This is a genomic window from Duganella alba, assembly GCF_009674495.1.
GTDB lineage: Bacteria > Pseudomonadota > Gammaproteobacteria > Burkholderiales > Burkholderiaceae_D > Rugamonas > Rugamonas alba.
The window spans coordinates 1-21,432 of sequence record NZ_WKJN01000053.1 but is presented as its reverse complement, the minus strand read 5'-3'; the positions used below and the strand labels follow the sequence as shown (position 1 = coordinate 21,432).

At 66.2% G+C, this 21,432-nt stretch carries 14 protein-coding genes; 8 read left to right on the top strand and 6 right to left on the bottom strand.

The window, feature by feature from the left end:
- Positions 1-1,279: tetratricopeptide repeat-containing glycosyltransferase family protein (locus tag GJ695_RS28085; RefSeq protein ID WP_154370400.1), on the top strand; the 1,279-nt coding region annotated here is incomplete at its 5' end.
- Here GJ695_RS28085 and GJ695_RS28080 read toward each other — a convergent pair.
- A complete protein-coding gene (locus GJ695_RS28080; RefSeq protein ID WP_154370399.1) occupies positions 1,276-2,502 on the bottom strand; it encodes a M24 family metallopeptidase in 1,227 nt (408 codons plus the stop codon). The genes GJ695_RS28085 and GJ695_RS28080 overlap by 4 nt on opposite strands.
- 115 nt (positions 2,503-2,617) lie before the next feature.
- Between GJ695_RS28080 and GJ695_RS28075 the strand changes: the two genes are divergently transcribed.
- A complete protein-coding gene (locus tag GJ695_RS28075) occupies positions 2,618-4,219 on the top strand; it encodes a CehA/McbA family metallohydrolase domain-containing protein (RefSeq protein WP_154370398.1) in 1,602 nt (533 codons plus the stop codon).
- Between the two features lies 1 nt (position 4,220).
- Here GJ695_RS28075 and GJ695_RS28070 read toward each other — a convergent pair whose 3' ends face one another.
- Positions 4,221-6,491 carry a M4 family metallopeptidase gene (locus GJ695_RS28070; RefSeq protein WP_154370397.1) on the bottom strand — a complete coding sequence of 757 codons (2,271 nt, stop codon included), beginning with the start codon at positions 6,489-6,491 and terminating at the stop codon, positions 4,221-4,223.
- 112 nt (positions 6,492-6,603) lie between these two features.
- On the bottom strand, positions 6,604-7,998 hold the full coding sequence (argH, locus tag GJ695_RS28065; protein WP_154370396.1) for an argininosuccinate lyase: 1,395 nt from the start codon (positions 7,996-7,998) through the stop codon (positions 6,604-6,606).
- Positions 7,999-8,093: 95 nt separating this feature from the next.
- On the opposite strand from argH, the gene GJ695_RS28060 reads away from it, so the two are divergent.
- Entirely contained in the window at positions 8,094-8,519 is a 426-nt protein-coding gene (locus GJ695_RS28060) for a GNAT family N-acetyltransferase (RefSeq protein WP_154370395.1), read from the top strand.
- Positions 8,520-8,550: 31 nt separating this feature from the next.
- Here GJ695_RS28060 and GJ695_RS28055 read toward each other — a convergent pair whose 3' ends face one another.
- Together GJ695_RS28055 and GJ695_RS28050 are read right to left on the bottom strand one after the other, a co-directional pair.
- The gene (locus GJ695_RS28055) at positions 8,551-9,948 is read right to left on the bottom strand and encodes a YfcC family protein (RefSeq protein ID WP_154370394.1); all 1,398 of its coding nucleotides are present in this window, start codon (positions 9,946-9,948) and stop codon (positions 8,551-8,553) included.
- Entirely contained in the window at positions 9,945-11,084 is a 1,140-nt protein-coding gene (locus GJ695_RS28050; RefSeq protein ID WP_154370393.1) for a succinylglutamate desuccinylase/aspartoacylase family protein, read from the bottom strand. Before GJ695_RS28050 ends, GJ695_RS28055 begins: the two co-directional genes overlap by 4 nt.
- Positions 11,085-11,243: 159 nt before the next feature.
- Between GJ695_RS28050 and GJ695_RS28045 the strand changes: the two genes are divergently transcribed.
- The 5 genes from GJ695_RS28045 to GJ695_RS28025 all read left to right on the top strand — a co-directional run bounded on the left by GJ695_RS28045 (position 11,244) and on the right by GJ695_RS28025 (position 18,871).
- A complete protein-coding gene (locus tag GJ695_RS28045) occupies positions 11,244-13,997 on the top strand; it encodes a TonB-dependent receptor (RefSeq protein ID WP_154370392.1) in 2,754 nt (917 codons plus the stop codon).
- Positions 13,998-14,096: 99 nt separating this feature from the next.
- Positions 14,097-15,416 (top strand): cyanophycinase, encoded by a 1,320-nt coding sequence (locus GJ695_RS28040; protein ID WP_154370391.1) that lies wholly within the window; start codon positions 14,097-14,099, stop codon positions 15,414-15,416.
- Between the two features lie 195 nt (positions 15,417-15,611).
- Positions 15,612-16,826 (top strand): cyanophycinase, encoded by a 1,215-nt coding sequence (locus GJ695_RS28035; RefSeq protein WP_154370390.1) that lies wholly within the window; start codon positions 15,612-15,614, stop codon positions 16,824-16,826.
- Positions 16,827-16,907: 81 nt separating this feature from the next.
- A complete protein-coding gene (locus GJ695_RS28030; RefSeq protein ID WP_154370389.1) occupies positions 16,908-18,320 on the top strand; it encodes an IgA Peptidase M64 in 1,413 nt (470 codons plus the stop codon).
- An 83-nt stretch (positions 18,321-18,403) separates the two neighbouring features.
- The gene (locus GJ695_RS28025) at positions 18,404-18,871 is read left to right on the top strand and encodes a hypothetical protein (protein ID WP_154370388.1); all 468 of its coding nucleotides are present in this window, start codon (positions 18,404-18,406) and stop codon (positions 18,869-18,871) included.
- 135 nt (positions 18,872-19,006) lie between these two features.
- Here the strand turns inward: GJ695_RS28025 and parC are convergent, their stop codons facing one another.
- Positions 19,007-21,301: a DNA topoisomerase IV subunit A gene (parC, locus tag GJ695_RS28020; RefSeq protein ID WP_154370401.1), complete on the bottom strand. Its 2,295-nt coding sequence runs from the start codon at positions 21,299-21,301 to the stop codon at positions 19,007-19,009.
- Positions 21,302-21,432: the final 131 nt, after the last annotated feature.

The following is a 21,432-nucleotide window of genomic DNA, read 5'->3' as shown; positions in this document are numbered from 1 at the left end:
CTTCGCCGCCGCGCTGCGGCTGGACGACAGCGACGCCGTGCTGTGGCAGCTGCATGCGCGCGCGCTGAACGCGGCAGCGCAGCGCGACGAGGCGCTGGTCAGCATCGGCCGCGCGCTGGCGCTGAAGCCGGATGGCGCTGAATTCCACCTGACCCGTGGCGTGATCCTGCGCGGCGCCGCGCGTTACGAGGAGGCGCTGCAAAGCTATGAGCATGTGGTGCGGATGGCGCCGCGCAACAGTGCCGGCTATACCAATCTTGGCAGCGTGCAGGACCAGCTGGGCCGGGCCGACGAGGCGATGGCGAACTACGAGCGCGCCATCGCGCTCGATGCCGGCAACGCGCTGGCGCGCTGGAACCGGGGGCTGGTGCATCTGCGGCGCGGCGACTACCAGCAGGGCTGGCGCGACTACGAATACCGCTGGAAGGCGGAGACGCTGGACCTGTACAGGAAGCAGCGCGATTTCGCGCAGCCCGCGTGGACCGGCCGCGAGCCGCTGGCCGGCAAGACCATCCTGCTGCACGCGGAGCAGGGCTACGGCGACGCCATCCAGTTCTGCCGCTACGCGCCGCTGGTGGCGCAGCGCGGCGCCACCGTGATCCTGGAGGTCAAGCCGGCGCTGGCCGCGTTGATGGGCACACTGGAAGGCGTCAGCCGCATCGTCGTCAAGGGCGATCCCTTGCCGCCGTTCGACTATCACATTCCGCTCATGAGCTTACCGCTGGCCTGCGATACGCGGCTCGACAGCGTGCCGGCCGCCACGCCGTATCTGGCGCCGGATGCTGCCAGGGTGGCGCACTGGCGCGCGGCGCTGGGTCCGCGCACGCGGCCGCGCGTGGGCGTGGTGTGGAGCGGCAGCACGGCCAACCAGAATGACCACAACCGCAGCTTGCCGCTGCCGCTGTTGGCCGCCTTGTTCGACGCGCCGTGCGATTTCATCAGCCTGCAAAAGGATGTGCGGGCGGAGGATCAGCCCTTGCTCGACACGCTACCGGTGCTGCAACTGGCCGACCAGCTGGGCGACTTTGCCGACACCGCCGCCCTGTGCGCGGTGCTGGACCTGGTGGTCACGGTCGACACCAGTGTGGCGCATCTGGCGGGCGCGCTGGGCCTGCCGGTGTGGATCATGCTGCAAACGCCGTTCGAGTGGCGCTGGCTGGAGCAGGGCGCCGGCAGCCCGTGGTATCCAAGCGCCACGCTGTACCGTCAGGCGCAGCGCGGCGACTGGGCGCCGCTGGTGGCGCAGGTGGTGGCGGACTTGCGCCAGCTTGGCGCTTAACGCTGCAGGCCGAACGGATCGTCGATGCTGTGCGCCGGTTCGGTGAACCAGCGCGGGCCGGCCTCGGTCATGTAGAAGTGGTCCTCGTGGCGCACGCCGAATTCGCCGGGGATGCAGATCATCGGTTCGTTGGAGAAGCACATGCCGACGTCCAGCGGCGTCTTGTCGCCGCCGACCAGATACGGCCACTCGTGGATGTCGAGGCCGATGCCGTGGCCGGTGCGGTGCGGCAGGCCGGGCAGCTTGTAGTCGGGACCGAAGCCGTCGGCTTCCAGCGAGCGGCGCGCGGCCTGGTCGACTTCCTCGCACGGCACGCCCAACTGCGCCGCCGCGAACGCCGCCGCCTGCGCTTTCTTCTCGCTGTTCCACACCGAGCGCTGACGCTCGCTGATCGGGCCGTACACATAGGTGCGGGTGATGTCGGAGATGTAGTTGTGCAGCTTGCAGCCGGTGTCGATCAGCACCGTGTCGCCGGACTTCAGCGTCTGCACGTAGCTGACGCCGTGCGGATACGCGGTGGCTTCGCCGAACAGCACGATGACGAAGTAGGAGCCGGCCGAGGCGCCGACCTTGCGATGCGCGCGGTCGATGAATTCTTCCACCTCTTTGGTGGTGATGCCTTCATGCAGGATGCTGGCGGTGGCGATGTGCACCGCCATGGTCATGTCCTTGGCGCGCTGCATCAGCGCGATTTCGGCGGCCGATTTGCGGGTGCGGCAGTGGGCCGTGACCTGGCGCGCGTTCTCCAGCGCGTAGCCGTCCGCCAAAGGGCGGATGCCGTCGTAGATGAAGAAGGCGGCGCTTTCGCAGATGCCGACGCGTGGCTGCTGTGCGGAATTCGGCGCGATGCCCATGCGTTTCAGCACAGCGACGAACAGCGCGTACGGGCTTTCGTGCTCCTCCCAGCAATTGACCGCGCCGTCGACCAGCATGAAGTCCTTCAGCGTGCTTTCCTCGAAGGCGGGGGCGATGTATTCCACGGCGCCTTGCGCCGGCAGGATGGCGCCGACCATGCGTTCGCTGGCGTACCACCTGGTGCCGGTGAAGTAGGTGAGGTTGGCGCCGGCGTTGATGTAGATGGCGGCGATGCCTTCGGCCTGCATATAGGCCTGCGCGCGGGCGATGCGCTGCAGGTGTTCGTCTTTGCCGATGGGGACCGCGCCGGCGGTCATGTCCGATAAGGAGGCCAGTGCCTGGTCGATGGTCTTTCCGCCAATAGTCATTTTTATATCCTGATGTTGAGCTGCTACAGAGCCGTCGATGATAGCAGGTCATTCGGCCGTCACACACCAATGTTATGTTGCGCGCTCGTTTGTTTTACACTTCAGGATAGACCACATGACGCCCAATAAATTGCTGATTCCTTCCGCCCTCGCCATCATGCTGACTGTCGCCGCGTGCGGCGGCGATAACGAGGCCACCGTGGTTGTGCCGCCGCTGCCGGCCGGCCGCTGGATCGCCGGCGATCTGCACACGCATACCACGCAGTCGGCCGACGCCGACGTCAGCCAGACGCTCGACAAGATTCTCGGCAAGGCTTTCACCAGCTATGGCCTGGACTGGATGGCGGTGTCGAACCACCTGCGCGTCTCCACCCGCGACGAGAAGGGCGCCACGCTGGCGGCGTCGATTCCGATGTCGCTCGGCGTCGAGCGCTACGAGGCGCCGCACGTGCAGGCCTTGCAGGCGGCCGGCACCTACGCCGACAAGCTGATTTTCTCCGGCTTCGAGTGGGACATGCCGACCCACGATCACATCGGCATCGGCATGTTCGACGGCGCCAATGCCAGCACCAAGGGCATGAAGGAGTTCGAATATCTGTTCACCACGCGCGATGCGGCGATGTTCGATGCGGCCGATGTCGCCGCGTGGAAGGCCAAGTACGGCGACACGCGCTACAACGCCACCGCCGCCGACGCACTGCAGGCGATCAACTGGCTGAAGACCAATTATCCGGACACCAGCTACGCGGTGATCAATCATCCGTCGCGCAACAAGGGCAGCTACAGCATCACCGATTTCCGCGCCTTCAACGACGCCGCGCCGAACATCATGTTCGCCATCGAGGGCATGGTGGGCAACCAGATGGAGCCGGACCGCGGCGGCTACACGGCGGCCTACACCGACGACAACGCGCTGCTGCGCGTCTACGGCGGCGTTGATTATGTGGTGGCGAAGCTGGGCGGTCCGTGGGATGCGCTGCTGGGCGAGGGCCGCCATGTCTGGAACCTGACCGACTCGGACACGCACTTCAAGATCGTCGGCGGCAACAGCAGCGGCTACTTCCCTGGCGAGTATGCGAAGAACTACGTGTTCAACAGCGCCACCGGCAAGCCGGCGGCGAAGGATCTGTTGGCCGGTCTGCGCTCGGGCAAGATGTTCTCGGTCTACGGCGACTTGATCAACGCGCTGGACTTCAACCTGGCCAGCAAGGATGACCGCAAGGAGATGGGTGGCGAGATGAAGGTGGTGGCCGGCGACAAGGTCACCATCACCATCCGCTTCAAGACGCCGGCGAAGAATAATTACGAGAAGCCGGTCGACAGCGGCACGCCGGCCGGCGTCAAGCCGGTGGTCGATCACGTCGACCTGATCGCCGGCGATGTCGGCGCCAAGGCAGCGCCGGGCAGCGCGGCCTACAGCGTCGCCACCAATGCCAGCACGCGCGTGGTCAAGCGCTTCACTGCCGCCGACTGGAAGGTTGATGCGGATGGCTACTACAGCGTGACGTATGAGACCACCATCGGCAAGAATCAGTACTTCCGCCTGCGCGGCACCAACCTGGGTGTCGACGTGGCGGGCCTGACGGCCAACGGCGAGCCGCTGGCCGACCAGCGCACCGGCACCACAGACAACACGCAACGCTTCAACGATATCAACGACCGCAATTACCGCAGTCTGTGGTTCTATTCGAATCCGGTGTTCGTCACGCTGCGCTGAGTTATCTGGTCAGCAGGCTGACTTTGTCGAGCACGAAGGAGGTCTGCTTGGAACGGTCTTCGCGCATGGCGAACGACAGCGTCACGGTCTGGCCCTTGTACGGCAGCAGGTCGAAGCTGCGGATCTGGTAGCCGTCGGCCGGCGTCAGGTTGCTGTAGGTGGCCAGCGTGGCGATCGCCGCGCCGCTGGCGCTGCGCAGGGCGACCACCAGCGTGTCGTAGGCAGTGCAGCGGGTGGTTTCGGCGCTGTCGATGTGCAGCGCGAAGCTCAGTTGCGCGCTGCTGGCAGTGGCGGGGATCTGCACCTGCTGCGTCAGCGTTTCGGTGCTGCGGCGCCCGTTCCCGCCCAGCCACGCGAAGCGCGCGCCTTCGTAGGCGCTCTGGCCGCTGTGGGCGCCGATCACGCCGGTGGTCCCGCCCCAGCCGGTGACGCCGTTTTCGAAGCCGCCGTTGACGACTCGCTCGACGGCCTCGCCGCCGTCGCCACCGCCACCGCCTTCCTCATCGATGTCGGCGCCGACGTTGATGGCGGCGTAGGCGCGCTGCACGGCGACGGCTTCCTTTGAAGCCGTGCCATACAGTTCCTGCGCCGCCTGCAGCACCTTGTTGCGGGCGTCGGCGTAGTTGGTGGCGGAGGTGAACTTGGTGGTCAGCGCCTTGAACCAGATGCGGTAGGCCTTGTCGTTGCCGATGCCGGTCATCGCCGCCGGCGTGCGCGTCAGGTAGGCGCTGTAGTAGTCGCTGGCCGGATCGGCCTTCGAGCCTTGCGACAGGAAGTAGAACATGCGGTTGTTCGGGCCGCTGGAGTAGTGGACGTCGAGGTTCTTCAGCGACGTGCTCCAGGCGTCCGGGCTGCTGCCGTCCTTGTGCGGCTTGTACATCCAGCGCAGCGGCTCGCCGCTCCTGCTGATCTCCTTGCCCATCATCCAGTCGTTGCCGGTGGCCGGCACCACGCTGCCGGTGCCGCCGTTGCGGGCGTAGGCTTCCACCATTTCGCCGCCGATGTCGGAATTCGATTCATTCAGGCCGCCCGATTCGCCCGAGTAGATCAAATCCGCCGTGGCGGCGGTGACGCCGTGCGACATTTCGTGGCCGATGACGTCGATCGCGCCCAGGCTGGTGAAGCTGTTGCCGTCGCCGATGTACATGCAGCGGCAGCTGTCGTCGTAGAAGGCGTTGTCGTAGGCGGTGCCGACGTGGGCGGCGATGTAGGTGGCGGTGTTGTTGCCGTCCAGCGACTGCCAGCCCAGCACGTTGCGGTTGGTGTCGTAGGTGTTCATCAGGCCCCACAGCGCGTTGACGGCGGCGGTCTGGCCGTTGGCGTTGGTGGTGCTGCCGCCGTTGTACTGCTGGCCGTCGCCCCAGGTGTTGCTGCTGTTGGTGTAGATGGTGCCGGGATCGGGATTGTTGGGCGAGCTGTGGTCGGCGTTGGTGATGGCCATGCCGCCGAACTTGCCGCCGCTCCCGCGCGCGCTGTCGAGCATCTGGAAGCCGGTCGCGGTGGCCGAGGTGCTGATCGGCACCACGCCGTTGTACTGGCTGTTGCCGCTGCCGACCACCGTTTGCAGCGCCGGCCAGCGGGCGATGATGGTGCCGTCGCGCGCGCTGACCACCACGTCGTAGTAAATCAGCTTGCTGTCCTGCGCCATGCGCAGCTGCACCAGGTAGGACAGCTCGTAGCGGTCCACCACCTCCTGCAGGTCCAGCGCGTTGAGCTGCTCTTCCGGCTTGTCGCCGGCGGCGGCGGTGCGCACGGTTTTCATCACCGGGTAGATCAGCAGTTCGGCGGTGGGCGGCCAGCGGTGCGTGCCGCCGGGGGCGATGGCCTGCACCGCGATGCGGATCGCTTCGTCGGTGCCGATCGCCGGCGTCAGCTCGGCCGCTGTCGGCAGCGGGGGGGCGGGCGGCGGCGCGCCGGGCGTGGTGGCCTGCGGCGTCAGGCCGGGGCGGCGGTCGGCCACCGACACGCTCACGATGTCGCCGGCGGCGTTGGTCACGACCACCGATTCGGAGCCGAGCACGCGCAGGCCCTTGTAGGTGTGCTGGGCGCGGGTGATCTTCTGGCCGGTGACGCCGGGATGTTGGCTGCTGATGCGGAAGCTGTAGTCGTTGGTCAGGCCCTGGCGGGCGTCGAGCGCGGTGAGCCGGGCCACCAGGCCGGCGCTTTCCTGCGGCGTGGCGACGGCCACCGGGGCGGACATCAGTTGGGCGGCGAGGGCGGGCCAGGCGGCGAGGGCGAGGCAGGCGGTCAGCAGGGCTGTGCGTAGGTTCATGTCATCCTCCCTTGGTAGATGACTTCACGCTAAACGCTGGCGGGTGGGGAGTTCTGTGCTAGATCAATAAGCGGGCAGATCGGCGCCGCCAGAACGGCGGCGCCGGAGGGTGTTACTTCAGTTGCTCGCGCACGCGGGCGATGGCCTTGCGCACCTGGTTCGGCGCGGTGCCGCCGACGTGGTCACGGGCGGCGACCGAGCCTTCCAGGGTCAGTACGGCAAACACGTCGTCCTCGATCAGCGTCGAGAAGGCGCGCAACTGTTCCAGCGTCATTTCGGCCAGGTCGATCTTCAGGTCGTCACAGGCGCGCACCGCGCGGGCCACGGCTTCGTGGGCGTCGCGGAACGGCAGGCCTTTCTTGACCAGGTAGTCGGCCAGGTCGGTGGCGGTGGCGTAGCCTTGCAGCGCGGCGGCGCGCATGTTTTCCGGCTTGACCGAGATGCCGCCGGCCATGTCGGCGAAGATGCGCAGCGTGTCGACCAGCGTGTCGACGGTGTCGAACAGCGGTTCCTTGTCTTCCTGGTTGTCCTTGTTGTAGGCCAGCGGCTGGCCTTTCATCAGGGTCAAGAGGCCCATCAGGTGGCCGAACACGCGGCCGGTCTTGCCGCGCGCCAGTTCCGGCACGTCCGGATTTTTCTTTTGCGGCATGATCGACGAGCCGGTGCAGAAGCGGTCGGCGATGTCGATGAAGCCGACGCGCGGGCTCATCCAGATGATCAGCTCTTCCGACATGCGCGACACGTGCATCATGATCAGCGAGGCGGCGGCGGTGAATTCGATGGCGAAGTCACGGTCCGACACGGCGTCCAGCGAGTTGTGGCAGACGTCGTCGAAGCCCAGCGTTTTGGCCACGCGCACGCGGTCGATCGGGAAGGTGGTGCCGGCCAGCGCGGCGGCGCCCAGCGGCAGGCGGTTGACGCGCTTGCGGGCATCGGCCATGCGCTCGGCGTCGCGGCCGAACATTTCGACGTAGGCCAGCATGTGGTGGCCGAAGGTGATCGGCTGCGCCACCTGCATGTGGGTGAAGCCGGGCAGGATGGTGTCGGCGTTCTTTTCGGCCAGGTCGGTCAGCGCGCCGCGCAGGGCGTTCAGCAGCTGCAGCACGTCGTCGATGGCGCTGCGCACGTACAGGCGGATGTCGGTAGCCACCTGGTCGTTGCGCGAACGGCCGGTGTGCAGGCGCTTGCCGGCGTCGCCCACCAGTTCGGTCAGGCGCTTTTCGATGTTCAGGTGGACGTCTTCCAGGTCCAGCAGCCATTCGAACTGGCCGGCCTCGATTTCGGCGCTGATCTGCGCCATGCCGCGTTCGATCTCGGCGCGGTCGGCGGCCGAGATGATGCCTTGCGCGGCCAGCATTTCGGCGTGCGCCAGCGAGCCCTGGATGTCGGCCTTGGCCAGGCGCTTGTCGAAGAACACCGAGGCGGTGTAGCGTTTGACGAGGTCGGAGACCGGTTCGTTGAAGCGGGCCGACCAGGCTTCGGCTTTTTTGGAAAGTTGTGCAGTCATAGTCTAATAGTGGGAGTGCGCTGAGGATCAACGGAGATTATAAACCGCAAGCTGCTCTAAAATACGTCAACATTAACTTTCTTGCCACGCAAAACATGCCTGCACTGCACATCAGCACCGATAAAGCCGCCCTGGACGTGGCCATGATCCACCAGTTTTTGAGCGAGCGCTCCACCTGGGCGATCGGTATTCCGCTGGTCACCGTGCAGCGGGCGATCGATAATTCGCTGTGTTTTGGCGCCTATCTGGACGGCCGCCAGGTGGGATTTGCGCGCGTCACCACCGACCGCGCCACCTTTGCCTATCTGGCCGATGTGTTTGTGCTGGAGGCGCAGCGCGGCAAGGGCGTCAGCAAGGAGATGATGACGGCGGTGATGGCGCATCCGGAGCTGCAAGGCCTGCGCCGCTTCATGCTGGCCACCAGCGACGCGCATTCGCTGTACGCCGGCTACGGCTTTACGCCGCCGGCCCGCCCGGCGTCGCTGATGGAGCGCTATTTCCCGGATATCTACGCGAATTGACGCGCTATCGCGCAGATGTTACCCGGCAAAGCTACTGCCAGTTCATCAGGCACGGCGGCACCAGCAGCGCCAGCGCGAGGACCGCGTAGATCAGTTGCAGCGGAATCATCCACTTGGCCCAGGTAATCCATGGAATGCGCGCCAGGGCCAGCACGCCGACGGTGATGCCGGAAGTCGGTATCATCGGCGTGGTGAACTCGCCGAACTGGAACGCCAGGATCGCCGTCTGCCGCGTCACGCCGACCAGATCGGCCAGCGGCGCCATGATCGGCATGGTCAGCGCGGCCTGGCCGCTGCCGGAGTGGATGAAGAAATTGATCACGGTCTGGATGCCGAACATCTTCCACGCCGCGAACACCGGATGCACCGACTGCACCAGCGGCATCAGGGTATGCAGCATGGTGTCGATGATGTGGGCGTCGCGCGCCAGCACCAGCGTGCCGCGCGCCAGCGCGATCACCAGCGCCGTGCCGACCAGGTCGCGCGCGCCCTGCATGAAGCCCTCGACGATCTGCGTCGAATCGAGCCGCCCCACCAGACCGATGACGATCGCCATGCTGAGGAACAGCGCCGCGATTTCATCGATATACCAGTCCCAGTGCACCACGCCGGCCACCATCACCACCAGCGAGCCGACGAAGATCCACAGCACCAGTTTGTGGCGCCCTGTCATGCCGTGGAAGTCAGCCACACCGCCCACCGGCAGCTCCTTGCGCTTCTCCAGGTCCAGCGCATAGGTCGGGCTGAGGGTCGGATTCTTCTTCACGCGCGCCGCGTACCACATCAGGAACAGCACCGTCACCGTGGTGGCGATGGCCCACACGATCAGCCGGTAGCCCCAGCCGGAAAACACCGGCACGCCGGCGATGCCCTGCGCGATGCCGACGTTGAAGGGATTCAGGAACGCCGCCGAAAATCCCACCTGCGAGCCGAGGAAGGGGATCGACACGCCGGTCACTGTGTCATAGCCCAGCGCCAGCGCCAGCGGCACGAAAATCAATATGAACGGTATCGCTTCCTCGTTCATGCCGAAGGTCGCGCCGCCGATCGAGAACATGGTGACGAACACCGGGATCAGCGCCGTGCGGATCAGCGCCGAACTCTCGTGCGCCTTGGCCAGCGACTTGATCATCGAATCGATCGCCTCGGTCTTCTGCAGCACGGCGAAGGCGCCGCCGACGATCAGCACGAAGCCGATGATCTGCGCCGCTTCGACAAAGCCCTTGATCGGCGCCTTCATCAGCGCCACCAGCCCTTGTGGCGCGCTCTCGATGTAGTGGAAGCTGGCCGGGTCGATCAGCTGCTTGCCGTTGACCAGATGCGTGTCGTACTTGCCGCCGGGGACCAGCCAGGTGGCGGTCGCGATCAGCGCCAGGATGATGAACAGCAGGACGAAGGTGTGCGGGAGCTTGAATTTTTTGCTCATCATGCGCTCAGCAGGTCGCCCTGACGATAGGCCTTGGCGCCGGCCACCTTGCCGACGTTCATGCCGCGGATCACGTGGCGGTGCGCGCTGCGCGCGAAGAACACGCCGTCGACGCCGGCGCGCAGCACCGTGGTGTCGCCGCTGACCGGATCGATCAGGTCGGCCAGCGCGTCGCCGGCCGCCACCTTGGCACCCAGCTCGCGCGTGTAGATCAAAATGCCGGCATGCGGCGCGTACACCGGCTGCACGCCTTCCAGCGGCGTGGCCGCGCACAGCGGCTCGGGCAGCACCGCCGCCGCAGCCTGCGCCGCCGCGTCGTGCGCGTGCAGCACGCCTTGCAGCGTCAGGAACTGCAGCAGGCCGGCGGCGTCCTTGCGCGCCAGCTCGTAGCTCACTTCCATCTCGCCGCGCAGCTCGACCGTGGTCGACAGGCAGGCGGCCGGGATCGGGTAGCGGTGCTCGAAGTGCTGGTCGAGATCCCACCACAGGCGGCTGCAGGCTTCGTCGAACGGCTCGCCGCCGGCCTCGTAGGCCAGCAGGGTCGCGTGCGAGCCGAGAATCGCGGCCAGCGGCGCGATGCCGTCGGCCAGCGGCGTGCCGGCGTAGATGTGCAGTACCGCCTCGTTGTCGCAGTGCAGGTCGAGCACGATGTCGGCGTCGATCGCCAGCGTCATCAGGGCCTTCTTGAGCGTCTCGGCGTCGGTGGCCGGCTGCCAGTCGGCGATCGAGGCGCGCGCGTGGGCGCGGATCAGCGCCACATTGGCCTCGGCGTCGTCACCGAGCTTGCCCGCCAGCGATGCCTTCAGGTCAGCCGCCACGTGCTTGTAGGCGCGGTTGAAGTTGACGCCGGTGGTCAGGTCGAAGCGGCCGAAGGCGGCGCCGTGGATCGCCTGCGCCAGCCCGATCGGATTGGCGGCCGGCACCAGGATGATCTCGCCGCTGATCTTGCCGGCCGCCTCCAGCGCCGTCAGCTCGCGCCGCAGGAATTGCGCCACCAGCATGCCCGGCACCTCGTCGGCGTGCAGCGAACCCTGGATATAGACTTTTTTGCCGCTGCCCGGCGTGCCGAAATGGAGGCTGGTCAGCGCATACGCGGCCGGCGCGTGCGGGCCGGAAAGGGGATGGTGGTGTGCTTGCATGGCGGGTCACTGTAATCGTTGAGCGTTGAGTATGTAGCACTATTTTCACAAAGTAAATCGTACAGGGCGAAACACGCCCGGCTTTCTTGAGTTTTCGGCCACAACTGCGTACAGTTAGTTTAAATGAATTATTTACATATCGAATCTCCGGGAGAGTATATGAATCAGCTGCACCGCACGCGCCCCCGGGCCATGACCCGCGCCGTCCGCCTGGCCCTCGGCCTCGGCGCCGTCGCCGGCCTCTTCAGCGCGCCCGCCCAGGCCCAGGACACGCCGTTGCCGGAACCGCTGGCGCGGGTGGAAATCACCGGCTCGGCGATCAAGCGCATCGAGTCGGAAACCGCGCTGCCGGTGCAGATCATCACGCGCGAGGAAATCGACAAGGTCGGCGTCACCACCGCCTCGGAAATCTTGTCGCGGCTGTCGGCCAACGTCGGCGCCCTGACCGACGGCGCCAGCATCTCCGACGGCAAGGACCAGCGCGGCTTCAACAGCGCCAACCTGCGCGGCATCGGCACCTCGTCGACGCTGGTGCTGCTGAACGGCCGCCGCATGGCCAACTTCGCCTCGCCCGGCGACGACACCGGCGTCGACCTCAACAACATCCCGGCCGCCGCCATCCAGCGCGTCGAGGTGCTGCTGGACGGCGCCTCGGCGCTGTACGGCACCGACGCCATCGGCGGCGTCATCAACTTCATCACCCGTAAGGACTTCCAGGGCGTCGAGCTGAACGCCTACGGCCTGAAGACCAAGGAAGGCGGCGCCGGCAAGCGCACCGCCACCCTGACCGCCGGCGTCGGCGACGTCGCCAAGGACGGCTTCAACGTGTTTGCCGTGGCCGACTTCCAGCGCACCGACGCGCTGAGCACTTCGCAGCGCGGCTTCATCAACGACCTGCACATCGCCGAGCGTCTGCCGCACCTGCTGTCGGGCTACACCTCGCCGGCCAACATCCGCCTGACCGGCGCCCAGCGCGACTACCTCAACGAGCAGGGCTTCACCATCAACGGCAAGCCGCTGACCAACCGCACCATCAACCCGTCGGTGCCGACCTGCAACGGCCCGGCCAATCTCTACCTGCCGACCGGCACCGGCGGCGTCGACGCCTGCACCTACAACTACATGGGCGACACCGAGCTGTATCCGAAATCGGAAAAGGCCAACTTCCTGTCGCGCGGCGTGCTGCAGATCAATCCGGAAAACCAGGTCTATGCCGAGGTGGCGCTGAGCCGCTCCAAGACCTACTACGCCGCCTCGTCGGCGCGCGTGACCGGCTACATCGACTACCGCAAGGTGCCGGCGCTGGCCAAGTACAACCTGCTGTCGGACGAGGCCTCGGCCGACGACGACGTGGCCGGCGAGGTGCAGCTCAACATGCGCCTGTTCGAGGCCGGCCGCCGCACCTCGGAGCTGACCAGCGAGAGCCAGCGCTACGTGGTCGGCTGGACCGGCAGCCACAACGGCTGGGACTATGACGTCGGCCTGAATCACAGCGTCAACGTCATCAAGGACCGCGACACCCACGGCTACCTGCTGTACGACAAGCTGATGCAGGGCATCTCGGACGGCCTGATCAACCCGTTCGGCCCGTCCAGCGCGGAAGGCATCGCGCTGCTCAACAGCATCCAGGTCAACGACGAGGTGCGCCACGCGCGCGGCACCATGGACTCGGTCGACTTCAAGGTGTCGCACCCGGTCGGCACCCTGGCCGGCGGCGACGCCGCGCTGGCGGTCGGCGGCGAGCTGCGCCGCGAGAAGACCACCTTCAACCCGTCGGCCTTGCTGATGAGCGACAACATCAACAACGACTTCGCGCCGGAAGGCGGCGACGCCACCGCCTACGCCCGCAACATCCAGGCCGTCTACGGCGAACTGTTGCTGCCGCTGACCAAGCAGTGGGAGGCGCAGGTCTCGGCCCGCTACGACCATTACCAGGTGGTGGGCGGCGCCGCCAGTCCGAAAGTGGGCCTGAGCTATATGCCGACCAACACCATGCTGTTCCGCGCCTCGGCCGGGCGCGGCTTCCGCGCGCCGTCGATGACGGAACTGTACCGCCCGATGCAGGTCGGCAGCACCGCCACCCTGCCGGACCCGGTCTATTGCGCCACCGTCGACAACAACTACGCCGACTGCGCCGACGCCTGGGAAGTGCACCGCTATTCGAATCCCAACCTGAAGCCGGAAAAGAGCCGCCAGTTCTCGCTGGGCATGGTGCTGCAGCCGAGCAAGCAGGTGGCGCTGTCGCTCGACTACTGGAACATCAAGCGCACCGACCTGATCGCCGAGATCGGCGACGACGTGATCCTGGCCAACCAGGGCAAATACGGCAACCTGATCCACCGCGACGAGGACGGCTATATCGACTACATCGACCAGTTCAAGGAAAACCGCGGCGCCCAGAAGGCGGCCGGGCTCGACCTGACCATCGATTTCAAGGGCGTGCAGACCTGGGCCGGCCGCTTCGGCGGCCGCCTGGCCGGCACCTATGTCACCAAGTCCGAGCTGCAATACGCCAAGGGCGACGCCTTCGTCAGCAATCTGGGCCGCTTTGTCACCGACGGCGTGGTGCAGCGCTGGCGCCATACCATCACCTTCGACTGGGATAAGGGCCCGTTCGCCGCGACGCTGTCGAACACCTTCTCCAGCGGCTATGAGGACCAGAACTCGGCCATCAACATCGATGACGGCAGCGTGGTGGCGGCCAACCGCGTGAAATCGTATTCGCTGTGGGATCTGACCGGTTCCTGGCAGGCCAACAAGGCGATCAAGGTGCGCGCCGGCGTGCAGAATCTGGCCGACACGGCGCCGCCGTACTCGAACCAGGCCTACTACTTTATCTCCGGATATGACCCGACCTATACCGATGTGCGCGGCCGCCGCTTCTTCGCCAGTGTAAATTACGCGTTCAAGTAATGCGTTTTTAAGCAATAGCTTGGTATCATCTGGCAGTCGCAGGTAGCAACTACCGGCGCCCGGCGGCAGCCCGGCGCCGGTTTTCATCGGAAGGGCAACATGAAATTAACTGGTTTTTCGCTCCAGGGGCTGTGCATGCGGCTGTGCGTGCTATGGCTGCTGGGGCTGGCGGGCGCCGCGCAGGCCGCGGCCGCCACGCCCGTGCCCAAGGTGCAGGTGCCGGGCAAGACCAGCAAGCCGGCCAAGGCGGTGCCGCCGCCCAAGCCGGTGCTGGCGCCGCCGGCAGGCAATCTGGTCATCATCGGCGGCGGCTTGCGTACCGAGAACGCCGAGGTCTGGCAGCGCATCGTGCAGCTGGCCGGCGGCAAGGGCGCGCGCATCGGCGTGTTCGGCTCGGCCTCGATCAACCCGGAAAGCGCGGCCCAGGCCACGGTCAACCGGCTGAACCAGTACGGCGCCCAGGCGTTCGCCATCCCGCTCGGCGTGACCTGGCCGAATAGCGACTACCGCAAGGCCGCCGAGGACCCGGAAACGGTGGCCATGATCCATTCGGCCACCGGCATCTACTTTACCGGCGGCGACCAGGCCCGCATCACCAAGGCGCTGGTGCGCCCGGACGGCAGCCATTCGGCGGCGCTGGACGCGGTGTGGGACGTCTACCGCGACGGCGGCGTGGTGGCGGGCAGCAGCGCCGGCGCGGCCATCATGAGCACCACCATGTTCTACGACGCCAAGTCGACGCTGGACATGCTCAAACAGGGCGTCAACGAGGGCCACGAGATCGCCTCCGGCCTCGGTTTCATCGGCGAGGACGTGTTTGTCGACCAGCATTTGCTGGTGCGCGGCCGCTTTGCGCGCATGATTCCGGTGATGCTGAAGAAGGGCTACCAGATCGGCCTCGGCATCGACGAGAACACCGCCATGGTGGTCAACGCCAAGCGCGACGTCGAGATCATCGGTTACAGCGGCGCGCTGCTGCTGGATTTGTCGGCCGCGATCACCGACCGCGGCATCAAGGGCTTCAACATCTCCAACGCCACCATCAGCTACCTGGATCGCGGCGACAAGTTCAACCTGGTGACGCGCGAATTCACGCCATCGCCGGACAAGGCCGACAACAAGCTCGATCCCAACCAGCCGGACGCGCGCGAGCCGGTCTACACCAATGACATTCTAGGCAACAACGCGGTGCTGGACTTGATGGTCAACCTGATCGACAACGCCCAGCAGGACGCCATCGGCATCGCCTTCGGCAACCCGCGCGATTTCAACCCGGAGCTGGGCTTCGAGTTCCGTTTCAGCAAGACCATCAACAGCGTCGGCTACAGCTCGACCGAGGTCGAGGCTTACTCGGTGCTGAAACTGCGCATGGACATCCGCCCGATCCAGCTGCAACAGCCCTTGTACCGCTACCGCTAAAAAAAGCACACCCGACCGAAAGGGTCTGACCCCAGGGTCTGGGATAGGGGCTGCGCCCCGCCGGCCTACAGGCCGGCCCCTGGCCGCAGCGCTGTGCGGGGTAAAACGGTGCCATCCGCCGCCACAACCGGTTGTTGGCCGTGCGGGCTTCGGGGTAAAGTACATGCATAAACCCCGTTTTCAACAGGAGCATGTATGCGGACGGCAATCAAATTCCTGATCCACGCAGCCTTGCTGCTGGCCTTGCCCCTGGGCGTGGTGGCGGCCGACGGTCCGCAAGGCTCGCTGGTCATCATCGGCGGCGGCCTGCGCCCGGACAACGATGCGGTCTGGCAGCGCATCGTGCAGCTGGCCGGCGGCCCCGGCGCGCGCATCGCCGTGTTCGCGTCGGCGGCGGCCGAACCCGTCCCGGTGGCGGCCGCCATCGTCGATTCCCTCAACCGCTACGGCGCCGACGCCTTCCAGATCCCGCTGGCCGTCAAGCTGGCCGACAGCGACTTCCGCAAGGCCGCCGACGATCCGCTGCTGGCCGACGCCGTGCGCGGCGCCGGCGGCGTGTTCTTCTCCGGCGGCGACCAGGCCCGCATCACCCAGGCGCTGGTGCGCGCCGACGGCAGCCGCAGCGCCGTGCTGGACGCCGTGTGGGAGGTCTACCGCCAGGGCGGCGTGGTGGCCGGCAACAGCGCCGGCGCCGCCGTCATGAGCAGCACCATGTTTTACGCGCCCAAGACTGTGTTCGCCACCCTGCGCGGCGGCGTCACCGACGGCCAGGAAATCGCCCCCGGCCTCGGCTTCATCGGCGACGACGTGTTTGTCGACCAGCACTTCCTGGTGCGCGGCCGCTTCGCCCGCATGATCCCGGCCATGCTGAAGAAAGGCTACAAGTTCGGCCTCGGCATCGACGAGAACACGGCCATGGTGGTCGACCGCCTGCGCCGCGTGGAAATCGTCGGCAGCAAGGGCGCGCTGCTGGTCGACCTGTCGCACGCCACCACCGACGCCGCCAGCGCCGGCTTCAACATCTCCAACGCGGTGATCAGCTACCTCGATCGCGGCGACCTGTACGATCTCAACACGCACGCTTTCACGCCGTCGCCGGCCAAGGCCGGCGGCCGCCTGACGCCGCACAAGGATCTGGTGGCCGACCCGGTGTTCTCGCCCGACATCCTGGGCCGCAACGCGCTGGTGCAGCTGATGGAGAACCTGATGAACAACCGCCGCAGCGAGGCGATCGGCATCGCCACCAGCGGCGCCAATTCGCCGCTGCCGGAGCTGGGCTTCCAGTTCACGCTGACCAAGACCCGCGACAGCGTCGGCTACGCCTCGGCCGCGCCGGCCAGCTACTCCATCCTCAATATGCGCCTCGACATCCGCCCGCTCGACATCGGCCAGTCGCTGCGCACGCAGTAGGCGTGCGGGCGCCGGACTCGCGGCGGCGCCCGGGGCGGATTACAATGGCGCTCACGTTTTCAACTGACCGCCAGGACTTCCATGCTCCGCTCTCTGATCTCCCTGCTGGCGCTGTGCGCCTGCGCCTGCGTCTCGGCGCTGGCCGCGCAACCGGCCACCGTGCGTCTCGATTATCTCCACAGCGGCAACGCGCTCGACGAACACTACGCCATGGAGCGCGTGGTCATCGAGCCGCTGCCGTGGCCCGGCAATATGGCGCAGACCATCGACACCACCAACCGCGGCAACAACCTGGTCGAGGTGGTCGACGCCAAAACGGGCAAGTTGCTGTACTCGCGCGGCTTTTCGACCGTGTTTGCCGAGTGGCGCAGCACCGAGGAGGCGGCGCATATGAACCGCGGCTTCCAGGAGTCGGTGCGCTTCCCGCGTCCGGAGCAGCCGGTGCGCGTGCGCATCCTCAAGCGCGACGAGCGCAATCTGTTCTCGGTGGTGTGGACCGCCGATGTCGATCCCGACGCGATGGACGTGATCCGCAAGCCGCCGCCGGCGCCGGTCAAACCGATCGGCATCCGCGTCAACGGTCCGTCCGAGGACAAGGTCGACCTGCTGATCGTCGGCGACGGTTACACCCAGGCCGACATGAAGAAGTTCGAGGCGGCCGCGCGCCGCCTGGCCGACCATTTGTTCCAGGTGTCGCCGTTCAAGGAACGGGCCCAGGATTTCAACGTCTGGGCGCTGGCGCTGCCGACCGAGGAGTCGGGCGTGTCGCGGCCGTCGACCGGCGTGCACCACGCATCGAAGCTGGGCGCGCGCTACGACATTTTCGGCAGCGAGCGCTATGTGCTGACCACCGACAACCGCGCGCTGCGCGAGCTGGCGCAGTACGCGCCGTATGAATTCATTGAGATCCTGGTCAACAACGAGACCTACGGCGGCGGCGGCATCTTCGGCCAGTTCAGCACGGCTGCGGCCGACAACGACTGGGCCAATTATTTGTTCGTGCACGAATTCGGCCACCACTTCGCCGGTCTGGCCGACGAGTACTACACCTCGCCGGTCGCCTATGCCACCGGCGGCGCGCGCCGCGAGCCGTGGGAGCCGAACGCCACCGCGCTGCACGACCCGGCCAACCTGAAGTGGAAAAAGTTCGTCAAGGACGGCACGCCGCTGCCGACGCCGTGGCCGAAGCAAGCTTATGAAACCGCCTCGCGCGCCTACCAGAAGGAACGCGCCGCGCTGCGCGCCGCCAACCGCCCGGAGGCCGAGATGAACACCTTGTTCCGCCGGGATCTGGCGCAGAGCAACGCGCTGTTCTCGCCCGATCCGCACCGGCACACGGTGGGCGCGTTCGAGGGCGCCAACTATGAGGCCACCGGCTACTACCGGCCGGAAATGCAGTGCATCATGTTCGACCGCAGCGATGCGTTCTGCTCGGTGTGCGCGGACGCGATCACCACCATCATTGACCTGTATTCCCATCCGGCATCGCGTTAAGGTACGCTAGCGTACAGAGTGGGCGGCGGCGTGGGCATAAGATGTTTCTCACGCACTCCAACAACACCGAAAGGGATAAGACCATGAATAAAATTATCGCCACTCTGATCGCCGGCCTGTTCGCCACCGCAGCTTTTGCGCAAACTTCGGACGTTGCCAAAGCGCAAGCCGATGCCAACAAGGATGTTGCCAAGGCTGAACAGAAAGAAGCCAAAACCGATGCCAAGGCTGACAAGAAAGCCAACAAGGCCATCGCCAAGGCCGACAAGGTCCATGAAGAGCAGACCGCCAAGGTAGGCGTGGAACAAGCCAAAGCCAACGAGAAAGTGGCCAAGGCCGATCCGGAAGACAAAGCCAAGGCTGCCGCCAAGGGCGACAAGTCGGTAGCGAAAGCGGAAGAAAAAGCGGAGAAAAAAACCGTGAAAGCCGACGCCAAAGCGATCAAGAAAACCGTCGACGCCACCGCTGACAAAGCCCTGGCCGCCAACGAAACCGCTGCCGCCAAAGCCAAGGCTGACGCCGAAGTGAAAGAAGCTGCTGCAAAACACTAAGCGCTAACCCGCAAAACGAAACAAGGGTCAGACCCCTGCGGGGTCTGACCCTTCGTCTTATGCGTGAGCCGCAAAGTCATTAGCACCCGGGGTCGGACCCTGCGGGGCCGACCCCACGCATGCCGCCATGCGGGGCTAAACGATAGGCACCAACCCGCTCGGCTTGATCTTGGTCGCCAACTCCTTGCCCTTGCGCGCCCGCTTGCCAAAGTGCACCGCCAGCGCCGACGCCGACAGCCGCTCCTCCTGCGCCTTGCCGCCACGCCCCGTGCCGTACACCGTCACGCCCTTCTGACTGATCGGCTTGGCCGCCAACAAGGTTTCCTTGTCCGCCAGCTCCATCAGGATCACGCCGCGGCCGCCATTGGTCAGCACCTTCATTTCATCCATGCCGAACACCAGCACCCGCGCGCCCGACGACAGCACCGCCACCGCGCTGGCGCTGTCAGGGATCACCGTCGGCGGCAGCGGCACATCGCCGTCGTCCAGCGTGATGAACGACTTGCCGCCCTTGATGCGGCTGACCATGTCGGCCGCCTTGGTTTCGAAGCCGAAACCGGCGCTGGTGGCCAGCAGCAATCGCGTGGCGCCGCTGCCGGCGAAGTAGTGCAGGATGCGGGCGCCGGACGCCAGGTCGATCAGCGTGGTGACCGGCACGCCGTCGCCGCGCGCGTTCGGCAGCGCCGCTACCGGCACCGAATACACCTTGCCGTTGCTGCCGAAGGCCAGCAGGTTGTCGACCGTGCGGCATTCGAAGGCGCCGTACAGCGTGTCGCCGGCCTTGAAGGTGAATTGCGTGGCGTCGTGGCCGATGCCGGTGCGGGCGCGGATCCAGCCTTTTTCCGAGATGATGACGGTGACCGGTTCGTCCACCACTTTCTGCTCGACCACCGCTTTCTGCGCTTCTTCGATCAGCGTGCGGCGGGCGTCGCCGTAGGTCTTGGCGTCGTTCTCGATTTCCTTGATGATGGCGCGCTTCATTGACGATGGATTGTCCAGCAGGTCTTGCAGCGTCTGGCGTTCCTTGCGCAGTTCGGCCAGTTCCTGTTCGATCTTGATCGCTTCCAGCCGCGCCAGTTGACGCAGGCGGATTTCCAGGATGTCTTCGGCCTGGATTTCGCTGAGGTTGAAGCGCGCCATCAGCGCCGCCTTCGGTTCGTCCGAATTGCGGATGATGTGGATCACTTCATCGATGTTGAGCAGGATGGTCTGGCGGCCTTCCAGGATGTGGATGCGGGCGTCGACCTTGCCCAGCTTGAACTGCGTGCGGCGGGTGACGGTGGCGAAGCGGAAGGTGATCCATTCCTGCAGGATGTCGGTCAGGCCTTTCTGGCGCGGACGGCCGTCGCCGCCAATCATCACCAGGTTGATCGAGGCCGACGATTCGAGCGAGGTGTGCGCCAGCATCATCAGCATGAATTCGGTCTGGTCCTGGTTCTTCGATTTCGGCTCAAATACCAGGCGCACCGGCGCCGCGCGGCCCGATTCGTCGCGGATGGTGTCGAGCGAATTCAGGATCAGCGATTTCAGCGCCAGCTGTTCCGGCGACAGCGCCTTCTTGCCCAGCTTGATCTTCGGATTGGTCAGCTCTTCGATCTCTTCCAGCACCTTCTGCGACGAGGTGCCCGGCGGCAGTTCGGTGACCACCGCCTGCCACTGGCCGCGCGCCAGCTCTTCGATCTTCCAGCGCGCCCGCACCTTCATCGAGCCGCGGCCGGTGGCGTACATGTCGGCGATCTGCTGCGCCGGCGTGATGATCTGGCCGCCGCCGGGGAAGTCCGGGCCCGGCACCAGCGCCATCAGCTCGCTGTGCGAGATTTTCGGGTTGCGGATCATGGCGACGGCGGCCTGCGCCACCTCGCCCAGGTTGTGCGACGGGATTTCCGTCGCCAGGCCCACGGCGATGCCGGAGGCGCCGTTCAGCAGCACCATCGGCAGGCGCGCCGGCAGCAGACACGGTTCTTCGGTCGAGCCGTCGTAGTTGGCCTGGAAGTCGACGGTGCCGAGGTTGATCTCGTCCATCAGCACCTTGGCGATCGGCGTCAGGCGCGCCTCGGTGTAGCGCATCGCCGCCGCGCCGTCGCCGTCGCGCGAGCCGAAGTTGCCCTGGCCGTCGATCAGCGGATAGCGCAGCGAGAAGTCCTGTGCCATGCGCACCATGGCGTCGTACACCGACTGGTCGCCGTGCGGGTGCAGCTTGCCGAGCACGTCGCCGACCACGGTGGCCGATTTGCGCGGCTTGGCGGTGGCGTTCAGGCCCATTTCGTTCATCGCGTACAGGATGCGGCGCTGCACCGGCTTCTGGCCGTCGCACACGTCCGGCAGCGCGCGGCCCTTCACCACCGAGATGGCGTAGTCGAGGTAGGCGCGCTCGGCGAAGGTCGACAGGGTCAGGGCGTCGCCGCCGTCGCCATCGTCGCCGCCGCCCAGCGGGCCGCCGAAGTTGTCGCCGCCGTTGCCGTCACCGCCATTGCCGCCACCGCCATTGCCGCCACTACCGCCTGCGCCGTCGCCAAAGCCGCCATCGCCGCTGTCGGCGGCCGGCGCCGGCTGGCCGTGCG

Bases quoted from the DNA above. Each gene is read 5' to 3' on its own strand.
- GJ695_RS28040 (WP_154370391.1), top strand. From the start codon at position 14,097: ATGAAATTAACTGGTTTTTCGCTCCAGGGGCTGTGCATGCGGCTGTGC.
- GJ695_RS28035 (WP_154370390.1), top strand. From the start codon at position 15,612: ATGCGGACGGCAATCAAATTCCTGATCCACGCAGCCTTGCTGCTGGCC.
- GJ695_RS28030 (WP_154370389.1), top strand. From the start codon at position 16,908: ATGCTCCGCTCTCTGATCTCCCTGCTGGCGCTGTGCGCCTGCGCCTGC.
- GJ695_RS28050 (WP_154370393.1), bottom strand. From the start codon at position 11,084: ATGCAAGCACACCACCATCCCCTTTCCGGCCCGCACGCGCCGGCCGCG.
- GJ695_RS28080 (WP_154370399.1), bottom strand. From the start codon at position 2,502: ATGACTATTGGCGGAAAGACCATCGACCAGGCACTGGCCTCCTTATCG.
- GJ695_RS28055 (WP_154370394.1), bottom strand. From the start codon at position 9,948: ATGATGAGCAAAAAATTCAAGCTCCCGCACACCTTCGTCCTGCTGTTC.
- GJ695_RS28075 (WP_154370398.1), top strand. From the start codon at position 2,618: ATGACGCCCAATAAATTGCTGATTCCTTCCGCCCTCGCCATCATGCTG.
- argH (WP_154370396.1), bottom strand. From the start codon at position 7,998: ATGACTGCACAACTTTCCAAAAAAGCCGAAGCCTGGTCGGCCCGCTTC.
- GJ695_RS28060 (WP_154370395.1), top strand. From the start codon at position 8,094: ATGCCTGCACTGCACATCAGCACCGATAAAGCCGCCCTGGACGTGGCC.
- GJ695_RS28025 (WP_154370388.1), top strand. From the start codon at position 18,404: ATGAATAAAATTATCGCCACTCTGATCGCCGGCCTGTTCGCCACCGCA.
- GJ695_RS28045 (WP_154370392.1), top strand. From the start codon at position 11,244: ATGAATCAGCTGCACCGCACGCGCCCCCGGGCCATGACCCGCGCCGTC.
- GJ695_RS28070 (WP_154370397.1), bottom strand. From the start codon at position 6,491: ATGAACCTACGCACAGCCCTGCTGACCGCCTGCCTCGCCCTCGCCGCC.